Below are 18,091 nucleotides of genomic sequence, written 5' to 3'. Positions count from 1 at the left end.
CTCGTGACGCATCGCATTTCCAGTTCATCCCTGCGGACACGACTTGCAATCTGGATTGCCCTGATTGCCGCGGGCATGACCTTCATCGGCGTCAGCGTGGGTTTCTTATCCGGCTACAATTATCTGGCCCGCAGCCATGAGCAGAGCATCCGCTCGCACATGCGCCTGGCAGCGGTTTCCCTGGCTCCCGCCATTGAGGCCGTGGACTACCTCGGCTTGCGGCGTCAGCTTGAACTGGTGATGGAATATGAGGGTATTGAAGGGATTCGCATCCAGGACCAGAACGGGCATCAGATCATGGAACGCGGGGTGATGACCGCGCATGTGCTTATTGAACCCATTTTCGTGAACAGCCAATCCGTGGGATGGATCGAGGTCGGGTTTTCCAGATCGCCGCTCCAGACGGGCATCCTGTATATCCTGATGGTCGGCGTGCTCTTGTTTCTTTGTTTTGTCCCCATTTTCATCTATCTGGTCTGGCGCATCAGCGGCCACTACCTCCTGGACCTGTCCCGACTGACCACCCAGATTTCAGCGGATTTCCAGGAGGATTTGCCGGACTACCCAGGTGAAACAAGACGCGATGAAATCGGGGTTCTTGCGTCCGCCTTGCGCCGCCGGGATCAGGCCCTGGCATCAAATATCCGGGCCCTGGAACAATACAAAACGCAACTTGAGGAAATGGTCGAACAGCGGACAGCTCAGTTGCGCCAATCTGAATTGCTGAGCCGGACGATCCTGGGCAGCATACCGGAAGCCATTGCCCTGGTGGATATGGACAGCATGTCCATCCTCGACGTGAATCACGCCTTTACGAAATTTTACCGGATGAGTCGCTCTGAGCTGGTCGGAACGGATTTTCAAAATGTCGCAAAGCGCGCCGGCTTGAGTGACGGTTCCGAAAACGCCTGTCCCATTCAAAAATTTCTGGAAACCCGCTCACCCTGCGTGCTGCAAAAAGAGCATCAAGACGCCGAGGGGGAAGTCCTGTTCCTGGAAGTCTCTGCCTGGCCCGTGTTCAACGATCAGAATGAAATTCGGCAAATGGTCTGCGTTCAACGCGATATTACCGAACAGCGCCGAGTGGCCAACCTGCGCAAGGACGTCGAACGCATTGTCCAGCATGACCTGAAAACCCCACTGGTCGGCATTATCGGGCTCGCAGGCCTGCTGGAAGGGGAAACTCCGGAGCGGCAGAAGGTCTTCATCAGCCACATTCTCGATTCCGCCAGGCGGATGATGGAAATGATCACCAACTCCATGGACCTGTTCAACATGGAAGAGGGCCGATACATCCTGCAGCCTGCTCCGTTCAATCTGACGGCGGTGATCCGGGCGCTGGACCAGGAAACCGAGTCCCTGCGCAACCAGAGCAACCTCAGTGTCGTCTATCTGCTGAACGATCATCCCCTGGACTGGAACACGCCGCTGGAGATGCTCGGCGAGCGGCGCAACATCCATTCCATGCTTACAAATCTGCTGAACAACGCCCTGGAGGCCGCCCCGGCCGGGAGCCAGGTCAGCCTGAACATCCGGCCATCGGAAGAGAACTGGGTCATGGACATCCACAACCTGGGCGTCATCCCCGAAGAAGTCCGGGAACGCTTCTTTGAACGCTACGCCACCGCGGGCAAGTCTCGCGGCACGGGACTTGGAACCTACAGCGCCATGCTCATCGCCCGCACCCACGGCGGCAAGATCTCCTTCACCTCCACCGAGGCGGAAGGAACCCATGTAACGGTTACTCTGCCAAAAAACGACCACACGTCTGCTCTACTCTGATAATTATCAGAATAGGTCTTCGAGATTCTCCTTCATCGCCACAGTTTCGTTAGCTCAAGTCCTTTGGGGAGACTACATTCATCACGATTGAAAATTGATCCGGCTTGCAAGGTATTGTTTTCGATACCGATACCGATACCGACGGCGATGCCAAACTCCGCCCGGCAGTAGCATGATGAGTAGTTACTGAAAAAGTAACTACTCAGCTTCGTTCCGGCTTGTCTCAATTTTTCGGCATCGCAACTCCTTCGCCGGCTTCGTAACATCGAACCATTGCGTGAATAAACACATTATGTGCTTCATGCGTCCGTAAATGGTTCGATGAACGAATCCTGGCTCAGTCAGACAGGCGATGCCGAAAAATCGAGACAAGCCGGAACAATCCAGGTTTTGTTGCAAGATGTGCTGAGTAGTAGATCGTTTCATTAAAATATTTATAATTAAGCGATGCCCAGGTCGAACTTCTTCCATCGGAACACCACTGGTGACTCATTCATCTCCTGTATTCCTTTCATGATGCGTTCTTTTAGTTCCTCTTTGGAAGCCACACGGATATGCCTTAAGAAAGAACGAGCCATCTTCGAGAATGCCATTTCAACCAGGTTGAGCCAGGAGCCGTGCTTGGGAGTGTGAACATATACAAAGCGGTTTGGCCTTGTGGCGAGGTAGCTCATGGTTTCCTTTGAAACATGAGATGAATGGTTGTCGAGGACAAGACGGATAGTGCTTTCTTCGGGATACTTTTTATCAAGCTCTTTCAACAGTTCAATAAATTCTCGGCTACGATGTCGGTCGTGTACTTGCGCTGTCATTTTTCCATCATGAAGATCAAGTGCCGCCAGTATGGAAACCGTCCCATAACGTTTGTATTCATAATCACGGCTTGTACAGCAATGTTTCCCAGGTGATGGAGGAAGGTCTGGAGCAACAAGCCCCAGCGCTTGCACACCAGGCTTTTCATCAACTGATACAGTTATTATTTTCAGAGGTTCTGTCGATCTGGATGCTTCGACGTTTCTGTTTTGAAGATTAACCTCTTGATAGACAACGAGCACTTCTTGCATTTTTTGCTCAAAATCAGGGTCTCTTCTTTCAAGATAATACTTGATTTTGTGTGGACGAATATCATGCTCAGAAAGAATGCGCCAGATAGTGGCCTTGGCCGCATTAGACAGGCAATGGTGGCCATCTGTCGGGGCCTGATTCCTTGTAAACTTGGCAAGTTCACTATATGTCCAAAGTTCAGCTGCAAGACCGTGGTCTTTCGGTTTGGTACATGCAAGATTGACAACCCAGGCCTTGGCAGCATCGTCAATTATAGGTTCAAAAGGTCTATGGTAGTAATCCTTTAAACCGGCTTCAGGTCCGGCAGCCAAGGCCTTCTCAATACACTTGTAAATGGTTGGTCTGCTTGCCTTAGCCAAATCCTGAATCTTCGTAATTGAGTGCCCGTCGTTATGCAGCAATATTATTGAAGCTCTTTGTACTTCTCGAAAAGGAGCAGTTCTGGATTTGCTGATGGATTCAAGTTTTTTGCGATGCTCCTCAGTCATGTTGACTTTTGGAAGGCAGGTTTTTCTGGCCATGACTACCTCCTTTTTGATTTCGATTCAGAGATAGCCGAAAAACTTCAAAATGTAAATATATTATTGAAACGAGCTAGTAGTTACCCGAAAAATAAAATATCAGGACAAAATCATGACCTTGCCCTGACTGGGCTGGAGGACCTGACCCACGGCATTGCCGCCGTTGTGGGCCGTGACGTCATTCAGGCGGACAGCCGGACTGCCTTCGATCATCACCTTGGCGCTGCCCGTGGTGAAGGATGCCGCTCCCTTGACCGCACCGGAGACCACCCCTCCCCCGGTTCCCTGCTCGTTGCCCGAGCTGGGCTCGCACTTGGAATTTTGATGCAGCGCGGGCATGCCGACAACGAGCAGTTTCCTGGCTCGCGGCTGTCCCTGGGCCGGAGAGACGGTGTTGGGGTAGACTGTCGGGGCTGACCCCGCCGGCGAGGGCGTTTGGCAGACATCCAGACTTGTGCCGATCTGGCCGGCATCGGTGGTTACTGCAAACATGACAACTCCATGGTCAAGCTCCTCCTGGAATGCTGTCGCAACATCCCGCGACGATGTCACCCAAGGTGAATTTTTTCGGCATCTACCGTGACCTCGTCCTTGGCCAGGATGCTGACTTGTCCGGCTTGGACGGCGAAACGTTCTTCCACCTCCGTGGATACGGACCTGGCGCGGTGCAGTTCAAAGCCGGTCAGGCGGACAACACGTCCCAGGCGAGCCGTGAGATGCGATGCGGCCAGGCGGATTTTTTCGCAGAATGCCCGCACGCTCTGGATCCGGGCTTCCATGGTCTTGGCCATGACGTCCAGGCGGAAAAAGCGCATCCGCCCTTCCTGTCCGGCCAGGGTCAACTCCCGCGCAGACATCATGCCTGACTTGTTGGCTGTCAGGGCCAACTCTTCCGCCTCCAGCGAACATTTGCCTCGGGAAGCGACAATGGACAGATCCCCGGGAAAACGAAGCAAGGAGGCGGTTTCTTTTTTTTCAAGCACATGGAGCAGGTAATGCACTCTCCCGGGTTGCCGCATCACCAGCACCAGATCCCCTGGCGCAGGTTCCAGCAGACAGCCCGCCGCCCGCGCAGCGACCATTACGTCCTCACCGGCAGCGCCATCCAGCGGCGTCACGTGCCACTCCATCCTGCCATCCCCATCAGCCCGGCCCTCCCGGACCAGGGCCGTGCACAGCTCCGGCGCCTGAACAGGCGCGGCGTTTTGCCGCCGGCAATGCACCACCCGCAGAGGTTGGCGCTCCGGGATGCTCCGCTGAATCACTGCTGAACTGGACATTTCAAGAATACTCCTGTGGATGATTGATCTGAAAGTGCAAGATTGTGTGTAACTACTCAGCACACTTTATGTGAATCGACCTCCGGCAATCGGGGTCGGTATCGGAATCGCTTTCGAGAATGTTGAAGCTCCCTCCGTTCGGCTTCGCTTCCGATCCCGATATCGATACCGATAGCGAGCCGAATTGGGCAACGGCAGCTTATGCTGAATAGTTACGATTTTGTGAGCTGATTCCATTGTCCGAAAAGGATTTTTTTAACCACGGGGCACACGGGGAGCACAGGGGGGGTGACATGCCTGAAATAGTGACTTCTTTCCCCGTGCCCCCCGTGTTCCCCGTGGTTAAACCCCAAGAATGTCGAGTGCGGCTATCCGGGCTGCCACGTTTCCGCCGCGGCCAGTTGCGGGTCGGTCCGGCAGATGGTGGACAGATCCGTGCCGCGAAACAGGGCCGTGGAGACGTCGGCGCGGTGCATGTTGGTCATGTGCAACCGGGCGGCGCAAAAGTTGGTCTTTTGGAGCTCGGCCAGGGAAAAGTCGGCAAAGTCTAGGCCTGCCCGCCGAAAATCGGCCCGCGTGCAATCGGCTTCCCGAAACAGGGCCGCTTCCAGCCTGGCCCCGCGCAAATTGGCCTTGACCAGGGCGGCTCTGGAAAAATTCGCCGTATCCAGGCTTGTGCCCTCCAATCGGGCCTGTTGCAGATCACTCTGGATGAACAGGGCATATTGGCCATGAACCCCGTTCAATTTGGCTTCTCGCAACGAGGCCTCGCTGAAATCGCACTGGGTGAGATCGTGCCCGGCCAGATCGGCCTTGTTCAGCCTGCTCCCGGAAAACATGGCCTTTTGCAGATTGCAGCCGGAAAAGGCACGGCCGGAGAAATCGCTCCCTCCCAGCTGAGCCATGGTCAGATCAGTCCTTTCAAGAATCAATGTCCTGCAATCCATGGACATCAGACTGGCCCGCTGCATGCGCGCGTCACGAAAAATCGCCCCGTTCAGCTCGCAGCCTTGAAACACGGCCCGGCGCAGATCAGCACCGGAAAAATCGGTCCGGCTGCAGGCCGTCTGCCGCAGGCAGGCCATGGGCGCGATGCCGGCGGTCAGATCCGCGCCGGAAAGATCCGTGGCCGTCAGACTGGCCCGGTCCAGCCTGGCCTGGGCAAAGGTCGCGCCCCTGGCCGAACATTCGCTGAAATGCGCACCCTGGAGCAAGGCTCCCCGGAACAGGGCCCCGTCCAGTCGAACACGCTCGAAAACGACATCCCGCAAGTCCTGTCCGGAAAAGTCCAGGCCCGTGCAGTCCGCTCCCTCCAGGCAACGGTTTTCCTGAATGCTCTTGATGATTCCAGACAGGCTCATCCCCTCTGCTCCAGGAGCCCCGGTTGCAGCAAGGTCCGGCCCAGTTCCACATCCTTGAGTTGCGCGGGATCGAGAATGCACCGGTAGAGATCCACGCCGAACAGGTTGGCGTTTTCGATCCGGGCCGCGGTGCAGTCAGCATGGCGCAAGGAGCCCTGGAAAAGATTCAGGCCCACGAGTCCGGCATGCCGCAACCGGGCCTTGATAAAGCGCGCTTCCCTGGCCGTGGCGTGAAACAGGCTGGCCCAGTCCAGATCCGCCTTGCACAGATCCGCGCCGTCCAGGACCGCATGGCTAAAATCCGCCCGGCTGAACGTGGCTCCGGCAAGGCGGGCGCCCTGAAGATTCGCGCCCTGAAAACGGGCTTCGGCAGCGTTTGTGCCCGTGTCGGCCCTGATGCCCTGCAGGTCGGCCCCGCTGCAGTCCGCAAAGTGGAGCATGGCGCTGTTCAGCCGGAGATCCCGGCCCCTGATTCCGGTCAGTCTGGCCTTGCCCAGATCGGCACGGGTGCAGTCCGCGGACTGCAGGTCCGCCTGGTCCAGATCCGCCCGACGCAAGTCCGCCCCCATGAACCGCGTCCGACGGGCCGTGCAGCCCTGGGCCGCGATGCCGCGCAGGCAGGCCTGTTCCAGCACGGCCCCGCTCAGATCGGCGCCGGTCAGAATCGCGCCGCGCAGATCGGCCCGCTGGGCCATGGCTCCGCGCAGGTCGGCCCCGGCAAGAAGCACGTTCGGCCAGGCAACCCCGTCCAGAATGGCCCGCCGCATATCGGCTCCGGACAAGTCCAGCCCGGCGAAGTCACATTGACTCAAATCACAGCCGGCCAGGCCCATCCCCTGGCTGTGACGCTCCAGGGCCTGTTCGGTAGTCAGGGGGCCGGATAATTCGGTCGCGGGCCTGGAGGATTCTTCGCGGGACGATGGATTTGCGCGCAGCGGCGCGGGCAGGATCCGGGCGGCCAGCAGAGCCAGGGCGGCCTGAACTTCCTGAAATCCGGCCAGGGTGGAACGAATTGCCCCGCGTACATCCTCGGGCAGGTCTTCCCGTTCCAGCAGGTCGTTGAGCCCCTGCAACACCTCTTCTTCCGCGACCTGGCCCGACTCGCCGTTCGTGCGCAGCACTTCCTGCACCATTTCCGGATTCAAACCATGTCGCCGGAACAGGGCTTCGGTCTCGGATTCCAGATTCCGCGCTGTTAGCTGGAGCTGGTCCAGCATTTCCCGCGGGGATTCCACGGGCTCGGGCAATGGAGGCTCCTCCGCGGCGGACCGGGTCAGGAAAGTTGCGGCCTGTTCCTCGCTGACGCCGATGGCCTCCAGGTGTTGCCGGATTTCCGTTTCCAGCCGGGCCGCCAGGGACTGTACTTCCGGGATATCCGGTCCACTGACCTGGTCGGCCCGGACCGTTGAGGATGCCGCCATGCCCAAAGTTGCTCCGGCCAAAGTTGCTCCGGCCAAAGTTGCTCCGGCCAAGTTTGCTCCGGGCCAGGATGCCTTGGTCGGGCCGGCCGCGGTTTCGGGCATTCCGGAGCCGGAGGCTTCTGACGGGCCGGCCTTGCCGTCCAGGTCCACTCGCTGTGTCCGGCCGCGCCCCAGGGCCGCGACGCAGCGTTCCTGGTAGCAGGCCGCGGGGAGGGGAGGATGGTCCAGGCTTTCCAAATCGCACAGCAATGCGCCCACATCCGCGCATTCCTCGTCCCTGGCTCTGGTCACGCCCCGAAAGAGCAGCACGCCGGTCTCGGATTCCGGAAACAGCCAGAAGGTTTCCAGGCGACAGGCGACTTCCTCGAATGCGGCACCGGGCCCTCCCGCGGCATCGCCCTTGCGCTGCACGAACAGCCGCGCCCGCAGCCGCGGCAGCGCACCCCGCACATGTTCCTTGTCCGGATGCATCCCGCTCACGGCAACCGGCTCGCCGCCTAGCAGGAATCCGGAAAAACGCTGATCCGGCGGAGCGGTACAGGCGTGTTCGGCCTGATAGTCCCGGGGCAGTCCGGGCCAGCTTCGCTCCAGCCAGCGCGCATCCACCGTGCCCAGATATTGCCGGCGCTGGGGCCAGTGGGACGGAATGGCCGTCAGGCCGACGGGATTGTCTTTCCAGGAAGCCACGTCCGCCGAATGGCCCGGGGCCGTCACCAGGGGCAGGGGCTGGAGGCCGCCTGGCAGACGCGCATGGCCAAGCCCCAGGGGATTATCCGGATACCCCTGGCCGCCATATGCATGCTGCCAGACCACGGGAATCCGGGTGAACTCACGGGGCCGGCCCGGGCCGCGCATGCGCCGGAACCGCGGCCCGGTCACATGCAGCCGCTTGCCCAGATTGCCGACCCGGACCCGGATCTCCTTGCCGGTCACCGGGTGACGGGAACAGCAGGCCCCGTAGACCAGATATTCGGCCCGAGGCTTGGGCAGGCCCTGGTCCAGGATCTCGCCCTCGGGCAGGGCTTCCTGGATGCGCTGCCAAAGGATGTTTTCCGGCAGCAGTTCCGGTTGCCCCGTGGCAAGGGGAAAACCAGCCATGACCGCCACGACCAGACAATGGTCGCCCGGCTTGTCGGCCACGCCGGGAAGATCGGGAAAAACGCTGTAGCGCAGGGAGAGATTGTCGGGTTTGACGACTTTCATGCAGCTGCTCATCCCAGCCTGATGAACCCGTCCGCGTCGATCTGCACGCTGCCTGGCGCGGCAGCGTTATCCGATGTGCCGGCGTCAGAGTCCGGCGCAGGTGGGGCAGGAGCGGAAATGGTCACGCCCGTGGGGCTGACCTGTACATAGTGGTCGCCGCACTCCAGTCTGGCGCTGTTGCGTTTCGCGCTGACAATGCCGGGCACCAGGGCCACGTCCTGCAGTCCCAGATCCGCCACGAGCTGCTGGGCGTCCTCGTCGTCCGGCTCCAGCCGCTCCATCACGGCCCCGGCCTTGTCCAGCACGATCCGCGCCCCGCCGGGCTTGACCAGGGTGATGCCCTTGGCGCCGAGAATGATCCGCACGGCAGCGGCTTCCCCGTCGTCGTCCGCATCAGTCTTGGTGGTATTCTGGAGTACAATGGCCTTTTCCTCGTCCAGGGAGATGGACAAAGTGGACTCCTGGATCCGGCCGAACTTGTCGGTAATGGCCACACGGGTGGAAAAGATGGCGTCCGGACTGACATTGCAGTTGACCACGACATGCGCGCCCGTGGGGTCAAAGGTCATTTCCGCGGTGCTCAAGGCGCCGGTTTTCTCGGCTACCGTGGCCACCAGCTTTTCCACTTCCTTGGCCGCCTGCATGGTCAGCCATCCACCGGCCAGAAGCGCGGCCAGGCCGCCGAAAAAGGCCGAGCTTTTCCAGAGCATGGAAGCGTCCTTCAGAAAGTGCTGGTCAAAGGGCGCGGACACGCCCATGATGCCCAGTCCGGCCGCCGCGGTGCCGCCGATGCCCATGGCCAGCGCCTTCTGGGCTGCCTTGAACTGCTTGTTCATCTCCGGGTCGTAGCCGCCGGAGATGGTAAAGGATTTCATGCCGATGGTGTTGATTTCCTGCTTGACCCGGCTCTCGCTCTCGCCCAGATAGAACTCCGGCCCCTTGTCGTATTCGATCCGGGTGGCCAGGGTGGTTTCAAAACGCATGGCCGCCACCAGGTCGCTTTTCAGCCCCGCGCAGATGTCGTTGACCACCCCGCCGGTCAGGTTGTTTTTGGCTCCCAGCACGGCCTGATTGGCCGCCCCCATCACGAACAGCTCGTAGCCGCCCCCGGTGCTCACGCCGATGCTGCCCCCGCCGCCCGGGACATGGGAACCCAGGACAATCCCGCTCTCGTGAAAAGGCGAGTACAGGCCGATGAATTCCTGGCCCTTCTTGTCGCCCATGACGATCTGGTTGCCGCCGGCGCTGCGGATGGCATTGGCCGGGCTGTTGGCATCCTGGATCACGCTGCGCTTTTCGAAATTGGGCACCGCGTGGGCGATCACCGGTTGATCCGGATCGCCGTCCAGAAAGGTCAGCAGGACTTCCGTGCCCTTGATCAGCGGAAAGTGCATGCCGCAGTTCTCCCCGGCATAGGGCGTGGCCATGCGCAGCCAGGCGGAGGCCTTGCCTCCGCCCCGTTCGGAACGGTCAAAGGGCAGACGGACCTTGTATCGGCCATGCTCGTCCAGTTCCGCGTACTGGCCGGAACCGGCGGCATCGATGGTCGCGGAAATCGTTCCGGCGATGCGCGGCTTCGGCGATGTCCGGGCCGGACGAAACTGACTGGCGGCCGGAATGCATCTGAAGGTGTTCCGATAGGAAGGACTGTGGCTCTCTTCGGCCTCAAGGCCGCCTTCCCGGCCTTCGTGCCGCACGAAGGTGGTCAGGTACTGCTGGTTGAAGTCGGCGCGGAAATGACGCTGGAGGGCGAAAACATATCCGGGACGGATGGCCGGCAAGGCGCTCCGGCCGTGGAAGATCTTCTGCCGCGAGCTGTATTCCCCGGCCCGGACCCGGGCCAGGCGTTCGGCCTCGGCCTTGTTCCGGATCTGCTCGCCGTACAGGTACACCTCGCCCAGTCCGTGCTCCTGCACCTGGGCCTGCCCGGACATTTCCAGGCTGGGCTTGCGATAGTCGTAATCCCTGATCAGGACGTTTCTGGGCTGGCAAGTCTGCCGCAGACTGAAGGCGAGCACGTTCTTGCCCGAAGGAACATCGGTCTGCTCGACCTGGGGCAGATAGTTCAGCATTTCGTATTCCGGCAAGGGCACATGGGCGATGTACGTGTCCGTCACCAGGAGTTTTTCCAGCCGTTCTCCCTGTTCGAACCAGTAGTAGGCCCCTTCCCGTTCCAGCCGGCGGGAAAAGAAGTCCAGGTGGGATTCCGCGTACTGACAGACGTATTCCCAGGGCAGGTAGCGTTCCTTGAGTCGGAATTCGAAATCCTGGTTCAGGGCCAGACCGGCATCCCCGAGCACATCGGCCAGGAATTGATCCACACGCTTGTCCAGAAAGACCTGGTTGTGCCGGATCAGACTCAGCCACCACAACCTGGGCCGGATTTCCGCCCGGTAAAAGACCATCTTCCCGGCCTGGTGCAACTGTTCAAAGCTGGAGAGAATGCCATGGTAGGCCATGTCCGGCCCCTGGGTAACCTGGCTCTTGAGCACCAGCCTGACCGGCTCACGCATCACCATGTCCATGTCCAGATCCACCACGTTGGACTTGAGCAGCACCTCGAATCGGTAGGCCAGCCCCAGCTCTTCCTCCCCGGTAAAGCTGACCACCGTGAAGGTTTCCTCGGGAAAGCCCTGGCTGATGAAGACGAACGCGCTGTCTGTTTTACGTGGCATGGGGACTCATGATTCCCAGCTGCTCCAGGACGGGGATTGTTGGATCTTGCATACGCTGTTCTATTCCTTGAGACGTTCGAGAAATGCCGTAAAATTTTTGAGTTCTTTGGGGTACCGCTGGGATAACTGATCGAATTTCTTGGCGAGATAGTCGATACGGTCCCAGTCATAGTCCATGCTGAAGTAATAGCGCTTGAAATGCCGGAACCTGCGAAACTCATCCAAGAGGGCGAAGGTTTCATCGGATATCACGGGTTCTCTGATGTCCGGGATGCGCAACCGCATCTTATCCAGCAGTTCACGATGCCACTGTTCCTGGGTCAGTGAATTCTCAAAAAACTGCGAGATGCGAAAAAAGAGAGTTTCCAGGCACGTGTAGGTATTGACGAAAACTTCCGAGAGAAAAACGGCCTTTTCCAGTGTCCGCTGGTCGTCGGCAAGCTGGTTCGTGGACCGCTTGTATAAATCTTCCAGCCGTGCCAACTGGTCGAGTGTTTTTTCAATTTCACCGATCAGCAGGCTGATTTTCCCGTTCATACACCACGATACCTTTCATTTTGATGATTTCCGCGAATTCCGGAGCGATCTTTTCGATGTCCAACAAATCCAGTGAGAAGTCCGTCATGCGCTCCGCATCTCCGAACATTCGAAAAAATTGTTCCGGTTCACGCACGCCCTCCACGGCCAGGTCGATATCCGAGTACTCCCGAAACAACTCCGGACGCAACAAGGAGCCCCACTGATAAATACGAATGGGATTGTAGCGCTGGACGATCATGCGCACAATGGCGGAAGCGTCGGCCACGGCCCTGGCATGGAGCCGGCTCAAATGATCCTGGCGGGCCTGCTGCTTGCGCTTGAGGAAGGCTCGCGCCTTGTCGATGGAGACGGTCATGTTCGCTCCGGCGCTTTGGAAACCGCGTCGTGAAATGTGCCGTTTTCGGAAGTCGGCTCCGCCACGTTACTCTCGGACAGTGCCTGCTCTATGTAGGCTTGCTTCTTCTCTTTGGATTGGTTCCATCGGAAATGTCTGGCACAGGCCTGCTCAACCCCTGGATCGCCACTGAGTGAAAAGCGCAGGGTGCGTTTTGTGCCGTATTGCCTGTAGGTGTGCCGGCTGGGGACCATGTTCAGGTCGTGGACGTGAAAACGCAGTATCCGGAGATACCGGTTGGCTTTGGATAGATTGCCCTGGAAGACACGTTCAAGACACGGCACCTGACCACGACGCCAAGCCTCGTAGTCCTTGGGGGCAAGATTGCCGGTTTGCATGAATTCGGCGACCGGCGATATCTCGTCCGAATCCCGCAACAAGGAAGCAACAGCCCGCACCACTCTTGGGTACAGCTTGTCTTTTCGATATGTGCCGATTGTGACGGTCTTCATCATTTTATCCCATCAACGGGCTTTTGGCTTATGATCCTATAGGGCGAACCGGATCTCATGTCCTCAAGCGAGATGGTCTCATCTGCTTCCAGAGAAAGGAAGGGCGAGTCACTACAACACCTCCCAGCGACCTTCCTTTCTTCCTCCGATCCGGCGCAACAAACCATCTTTTTGCAGGTTTTGAATATTCCGTTGCACCGACCGCTCGGTAATCCCGATCAATTCCGCCAGCTCGAAAATGGTAATAGACGGTTTTTCCCGACAGGCATCCAGAATCTTTCCCGACGTTTTTTTTACGCTTTCCCGACACTTTCCCGACACTTTCCCGACGTCTTTCCCGACGTCTTTCCCGACGTTTTTCCCGACACTTTCCCGGCGCTCTTCCGTCTCTATCTGGGCTTTCAATGAAACATCCGGCGCGATGTTCACCAAATCCAGCTCTTCCCTCTCTTTCCGGTGAACCGTGACGGTGAACAGGCAGCCGTCGTGGTCGTCGGAAAAGTCGATGGCCGGCCACTTTTCCAACGCCCGTTTGATGCCCGAGCCCAGGCCGCCACCTTCCAGCACTTCGGACAGATACTCCTGCAGCTTCTTGCTCAGAAAAATCTGGCTGTGATGGGTCAGGGCCAGCCAACAGCCTTTGAGCCGCAGTTCGGCATCTGGTCCCCTTCACTCAGGACATGATCATCACCTTGTTCTGGCTGGGGGCGATGTTGCTGCCTACGGCATTGCCGTCGTTGTGCTTGGTCGGGTTGCCCATGAAAACGGCCGGATTGCCCTGCAGCTTGACCTTGGTGCTGCCCATGATGAATTCCGCCGGGCCCATGATTTTTCCGGACACCACGCCCCCGCCGGCTGTCCCGGCCTGATCGCCGTTGGTGGGCTGCATCTTGGAAGCCTTGGTCAGGGCCGGCATGCCGTTGATCAGGACCTTGGTGGTGGCGGGGTTGCCGGTCTGGGGCATGCCCATGTTCGGGTAGGGAATCGGTACGGGCCCCCCAGGGGTCGGGGTCTTGCAGACGTCGGGCATGGCGAAGGCCTGGCCCTTTTCCTTGGTGGTGGCGAACATGATTTGTCCCTTGTCATCCGATATGGATTCGCTTGCCATCCATGACGACCTCTTCCTCCGCCTGGAGGGAGACGTGCTTCGCCTTCAATGAGCAGCGCTGGCTGACCCTGGTGCGGATTCTCCCGGCATCGAGGCTTTCCGTGTCCTCGACCGTACGGAAACAGTTTTTGACCCGTTGCGTGACCCGCTCCATGACCGAATCCAAAAAGCGAACAACCACCGAGGCCTTCTGGATTTCAGCCCGGCACGATCCGGCCTGGAGGCGCAGATCCAAGAAGCCGACCCTGCCGTTGACTCCGGCCAATTCGACGCTCGGCGCTTGCATGGACAGGGACTCCCGTGCCGTCAGACTGATTCCGTCGGCCTGAATCGTGGCCTCCCCGGGGAGGACCATCGTTGACTGTTTTCCCCGCTTGATCAGGACGCTGAGAATGAAAGCCTCGGTCCCACCGCCCGCGGCCACGAGCACAAGGTCGTCCATTGCCGGCTCAAGCAGACATCCGTCCGCCCTTCTGGCCCAGAGCGAATATCCCGTGTCCGTTTCAACACGAAAGCGCTCTTCCACGCGTCCGCTGATCCGTCCGTGGGACAAGGCCAGGGGGCGGACCTCCCGGTTGATTTCCACCGCGACTGCATTGTGCATTTGATCTCCTGTGCATTTCCAGAGTGGTTGCATCGTTCCCTTCATGTAATCCGAACTTCCATGAAGAGTCATCCATCTGGTTTTGGTTGCCAGCCTTCCGCCTGGAGAAGGTCCAGGTCCGTGCCCATGACTCCGGTCAGGTCGGCTCCGTCCCATAGGGCCTGTCCGGTATCCACCCCGTGCATGTTGGCGTAGGCGAGGTTCGCCTGGGAAAACATCGCTCCCTGCATCTTGGCGTGGGAAAAATCCGTGTAGGGCAGGGAGGCTTTCCTGAAATCGGTCCTGTTTAGGTTGGCCCCGTTGAAAAGGGATTGTTCAACCCTGGCCTCGTGAAAAACGGACCCTTCCAGCACGGCTTTCTGGAATGCGGCCATGAGCAACGCGGTCCTGGTGAAGTTGGCCGATGGCCCCGCGGCTTCCTGAAAATTCGTGTATTCCCCGGTGCTCATGGCAAAGTTGGCATAAGCGATGCGAGCGCCGGAAAAACTTGTCTGGGTCACGTCCAGACCGCTGAAGTCGGCCCGCTCCAGATTGCACCGGTCCAGCATGGCCATGGTCAATGTACAGCCGGTAAAGGATTGGCCTGCCAGATTGGACCCGACAAGCCATGCCTTGGTCAGGTTGGTGGCGGAGAAAACGACGCCGCTGAAGTCCGTTTCCATCGCGCTGATCCTGGTCAGGTCCGCATTGGTGAAATTGGCCTGGGCAAGGCGGCACTGGTGAAAAATGGTCATCTCCATTACAGCGCCGACGCATCGGGCTCCGGAGAGATCGCATTCGCTCAGGTGGGCCCGGGCCAGGTCGGCGTTGTCCAGGATCGCGCCGGAAAGGTTGACCCGGAGAAAGGATGCTTCCTTCAGGTCGGCCCCGGTCAGGTCAATCCCGGCCAGGTCGACATCCTGAAGAAGTCCCTCGACCTTGACCATGTCCAGCACGTCTTGCGCATTCATGACAAAAATCCCATGCTCAGCAGGGTTCTTTTGAGGTTCGCGCCCCCGAGGTCGGCATTTCCGAGGGAGGACTTGTAGAAATCCACCCCGTAGAGGTTCGAGAATCGCAATTTGGTGTTGACCAGACTGGCCTTGCGCAGGTTGCCCTTGAACAGATTGATGGACGTCAGGTCGGCATCGTCCAGGATTGCCTTCATGAAATTCGTTTCCCGGGCTGAAGCCCGGCGCAAGTTCGCTTTGGCCAGATTGGTCCGGGTGAAGTCCGCGTTGTCCAGCACGGCCCCGGTCAGATTCGAGCCGGAGAGATCCACTCCGTCCCAGCAGGCCTGGCGCAGGTCTGCTCCGCTCAGGTTTGCGTCCGCAAAGGACGCTCCCTGGTCTGACCGGGAGGCCTCGAGTCTTGCGTTTCTGAAATTGGTCTCGGTGCATTGGGCGCCATGCAGGCGCAGTTCTGGAGCGATGATGCCCGTGAGATCCGCCCTTGTCAGATTGGCCGCGGAAAAATCCGCCTCTTCCAGGTTGGCCTCGGTCAGGTCCGCTTCGGCCAGATCCGCGGCCATAAAACCGGCCCTGGCCGCCTGGACTCCGCGGGCCTGAACCCCTGTCATGCCGGCCTGCTCGAAGATTGCGTCATGCAGAACGGCTCCTGTCAGGTCGGCGCCGGCCAAATCCGCCTCCGCGAAATCACCCTGAGTCAGGTCGGCCCCTTTCAGGTCGGCCTTGGAGACGCTGGTCCGGGAGGCATGAACATCGCGCAGGTTGGCCTGGTGAAGATCCGCCCCCGTCATGTCCGCCGCGGTGAGGATTGCGGCGCTGAAAACAGCCCCGGCCAGGTTCGCCCCACGGAAAATGCACCGGTCCAGAACGGCTTCCGTGAAGTCGGCGCGGGAGAGATCTAATCCGGAAAAATCCAGACCGGTCAGGTCCAGGCGGGCCAGGCTTTGTCCCGCGGCGTGCATGGCCATGACCTGTTCGACGTTCAGGGGCGAGCCGGCCACGAATGCTTCCGACTCCGCGGAAGAGTCTTCATCCGGCGCCTCGGGAGTCGATTGCCGTTCAGACCGGGGATCGTCAGCCGCGGAGGCGGCCTGTGCCCGCTGGGCAGCAAGGCCGGCGACGATCCCGGCAGCCTCTTTCAAATACCCGTCAGCCTCCAGGAACCTGGCCTCGATTTCCGGATTGTTGATCCCTGAAGCCCGCAATTCTTTAATGATTTCGTCCACGGAAGGTTGATGCGTTTCAGGCCTGGGTTCCAGGAGCTTGAGCGCCTCCTGTTCGTCCACATTGAATCTGGCCAGAAGATCTTTGGACTGTTTTTCCAAATCCGTCATCAAGACGTTGATATCCTCCATTTCGACGGATTCCGGCGCTGACTCTCCGGCAAGGGCCGTCTTGAAAACCTCGTCTGGGTTCAACCCTGCCTTGGTCAACATATCCGCGGTCTGGGCCTGCAGGGTCTCGGCCTCCCGCACCAGTTGCTCCAGCATGGCGTCGGCTGCGGCCAGGGTTCCCGCACCGGCAACAGCGGAGGCGGAGGCAGTGGCCGCCGGGTCGGACACGGCTTGTTCCCTGGAGGCCTGAACCGGCTCTTCCTCCTGGGTCTGCTGGTCCGGGGGCGTTTGCGGATCCTGCGCGGACTGCAGTTCCTCCTGGAAAAGGCTGAAATAGTGCTCCAGGGGCTTTGGCGGTTCGCTCAGGGTTTCCCAGCGGGCAAAAAGGTGCAACATGTCGTCGAGTTCTTCACTTTCCGTTTCAGCCTCGCCCCGAAAAAGAAGGATGCCCCGTTCCTGCTCCGGAAAAAGCCAAACCGTCTCGGCCCGGCAGGGGACTTCCGTAAAAACTTCACGCCCGTCATCAATGCGGTGGATGAACAAGCGAACCCTGACCCCGGGTAGACTGGTGGTGATTCGGGGCCGTTCGGGATGCATGTTCAGGATCTCAACGACTTCATCGCCCTGGAAAAAACCCTGGATGCGCTGGTCTTCCGGGGCAGTGTTGAAATACTCGGGATTCGTGCCCCGAGGCATGGCCGGCCAGTTCTCCAGAAGATACCTTTCATCCACCGTCCCCATGTAGCGCATTCTCTGGGGCAGGGTCATGGACCAGGCCGTCAGACCGGCCGGGAAGGGCCGATCCCCGGGTGCGCCCACAAGATTGCCGGGGGTCTGGATGTTCGGCAGGGGTTGGAAGCCCGAAGCATCGGCAACCGAGCCTTTTCCCTGAGGATTTTCCGGAACGCCCGGGCCTCCGAAGGCGTTTTCGCTGCAAATACGCATGGACTTGAATGGTTCCGGCTGAGTGGGAGAGCCGCCGGCCGACCAGTGGCGATTGCCGAAGACATCCAGGGACTTGGCGTACCTGCCCACCCGGACCTGCACCTGCAACGCCCTGGCGGGGTTTGGCGACCAGGCTGAGCCGTAAACCAGAAACTCTCCCCTGGGCTTGGGCATGCCGAAATCGAAAAGCTCGTCCCTGGCCACGGCGGCCTCGATGGTCGGCCACAGGGTCTGGAAGTCAAGTATCCGCTGGTCCCGCTGTTGCAATGCAAAGCAGGCTGAAACCGAAATGACGGCAGACCATCCTTCGCCCAAGGTAAAAGATCGATGCATGACATTCATGTCATCCGACGTGGAAATTTTCATATGCTTTGAACGGGCTGAATGTGAGATTTTGGTTCACGCAAGTTCGATTATCCGAACGTGCCCACGCTCCAGCTTGGAAACAATTGAAGTTCT

At 59.2% G+C, this 18,091-nt stretch carries 15 protein-coding genes; 1 reads left to right on the top strand and 14 read right to left on the bottom strand.

Features of this window, described 5'->3' with window-relative positions; all coding sequences use genetic code 11:
* Positions 1–3 precede the first annotated feature (3 nt).
* On the top strand, positions 4–1,782 hold the full coding sequence (locus ACYQ15_RS16480) for a PAS domain-containing sensor histidine kinase (RefSeq protein WP_459938596.1): 1,779 nt from the start codon (positions 4–6) through the stop codon (positions 1,780–1,782).
* A gap of 440 nt (positions 1,783–2,222) precedes the next feature.
* On the opposite strand, the gene ACYQ15_RS16475 is transcribed toward ACYQ15_RS16480, so the two are convergent.
* From ACYQ15_RS16475 to ACYQ15_RS16410, 14 genes are all read right to left on the bottom strand, one after another.
* The gene (locus ACYQ15_RS16475) at positions 2,223–3,368 is read right to left on the bottom strand and encodes an IS630 family transposase (RefSeq protein ID WP_459938595.1); all 1,146 of its coding nucleotides are present in this window, start codon (positions 3,366–3,368) and stop codon (positions 2,223–2,225) included.
* 99 nt (positions 3,369–3,467) lie between these two features.
* Positions 3,468–3,860 carry a DUF4150 domain-containing protein gene (locus ACYQ15_RS16470; RefSeq protein ID WP_459938594.1) on the bottom strand — a complete coding sequence of 131 codons (393 nt, stop codon included), beginning with the start codon at positions 3,858–3,860 and terminating at the stop codon, positions 3,468–3,470.
* 56 nt (positions 3,861–3,916) lie between these two features.
* Positions 3,917–4,648, bottom strand: a complete 732-nt coding sequence (locus ACYQ15_RS16465; RefSeq protein ID WP_459938593.1) for a DUF3540 domain-containing protein — start codon at positions 4,646–4,648, stop codon at positions 3,917–3,919.
* A 368-nt stretch (positions 4,649–5,016) separates the two neighbouring features.
* Positions 5,017–6,009, bottom strand: coding sequence for a pentapeptide repeat-containing protein (locus ACYQ15_RS16460; protein ID WP_459938592.1), 993 nt, complete (start codon positions 6,007–6,009; stop codon positions 5,017–5,019).
* Positions 6,006–8,633: a DUF2169 family type VI secretion system accessory protein gene (locus tag ACYQ15_RS16455; protein ID WP_459938591.1), complete on the bottom strand. Its 2,628-nt coding sequence runs from the start codon at positions 8,631–8,633 to the stop codon at positions 6,006–6,008. The genes ACYQ15_RS16460 and ACYQ15_RS16455 overlap by 4 nt, the downstream gene beginning before the upstream one ends.
* A gap of 8 nt (positions 8,634–8,641) precedes the next feature.
* Complete coding sequence (locus tag ACYQ15_RS16450) at positions 8,642–11,308, bottom strand: type VI secretion system Vgr family protein (RefSeq protein ID WP_459938590.1); 2,667 nt, start codon at positions 11,306–11,308, stop codon at positions 8,642–8,644.
* Between the two features lie 60 nt (positions 11,309–11,368).
* Positions 11,369–11,845: a ribonuclease toxin HepT-like protein gene (locus ACYQ15_RS16445; RefSeq protein WP_459938589.1), complete on the bottom strand. Its 477-nt coding sequence runs from the start codon at positions 11,843–11,845 to the stop codon at positions 11,369–11,371.
* Positions 11,814–12,203 carry a nucleotidyltransferase family protein gene (locus ACYQ15_RS16440; protein ID WP_459938588.1) on the bottom strand — a complete coding sequence of 130 codons (390 nt, stop codon included), beginning with the start codon at positions 12,201–12,203 and terminating at the stop codon, positions 11,814–11,816. Before ACYQ15_RS16440 ends, ACYQ15_RS16445 begins: the two co-directional genes overlap by 32 nt.
* The gene (locus ACYQ15_RS16435; RefSeq protein ID WP_459938587.1) at positions 12,200–12,694 is read right to left on the bottom strand and encodes a hypothetical protein; all 495 of its coding nucleotides are present in this window, start codon (positions 12,692–12,694) and stop codon (positions 12,200–12,202) included. The genes ACYQ15_RS16440 and ACYQ15_RS16435 overlap by 4 nt, the downstream gene beginning before the upstream one ends.
* Before the next feature lie 111 nt (positions 12,695–12,805).
* The gene (locus ACYQ15_RS16430; protein ID WP_459938586.1) at positions 12,806–13,261 is read right to left on the bottom strand and encodes a winged helix-turn-helix domain-containing protein; all 456 of its coding nucleotides are present in this window, start codon (positions 13,259–13,261) and stop codon (positions 12,806–12,808) included.
* 106 nt (positions 13,262–13,367) lie between these two features.
* A complete protein-coding gene (locus tag ACYQ15_RS16425; protein WP_459938585.1) occupies positions 13,368–13,802 on the bottom strand; it encodes a DUF4150 domain-containing protein in 435 nt (144 codons plus the stop codon).
* Entirely contained in the window at positions 13,777–14,406 is a 630-nt protein-coding gene (locus ACYQ15_RS16420) for a DUF3540 domain-containing protein (RefSeq protein WP_459938584.1), read from the bottom strand. The genes ACYQ15_RS16425 and ACYQ15_RS16420 overlap by 26 nt, the downstream gene beginning before the upstream one ends.
* Before the next feature lie 68 nt (positions 14,407–14,474).
* A complete protein-coding gene (locus tag ACYQ15_RS16415; protein ID WP_459938583.1) occupies positions 14,475–15,356 on the bottom strand; it encodes a pentapeptide repeat-containing protein in 882 nt (293 codons plus the stop codon).
* Positions 15,353–17,965: a DUF2169 family type VI secretion system accessory protein gene (locus ACYQ15_RS16410; RefSeq protein ID WP_459938582.1), complete on the bottom strand. Its 2,613-nt coding sequence runs from the start codon at positions 17,963–17,965 to the stop codon at positions 15,353–15,355. The genes ACYQ15_RS16415 and ACYQ15_RS16410 overlap by 4 nt, the downstream gene beginning before the upstream one ends.
* Positions 17,966–18,091 lie beyond the last annotated feature (126 nt).

Source organism: Desulfonatronum parangueonense, from assembly GCF_054656975.1.
This window is presented reverse-complemented; position numbering and strand designations above follow the sequence as displayed.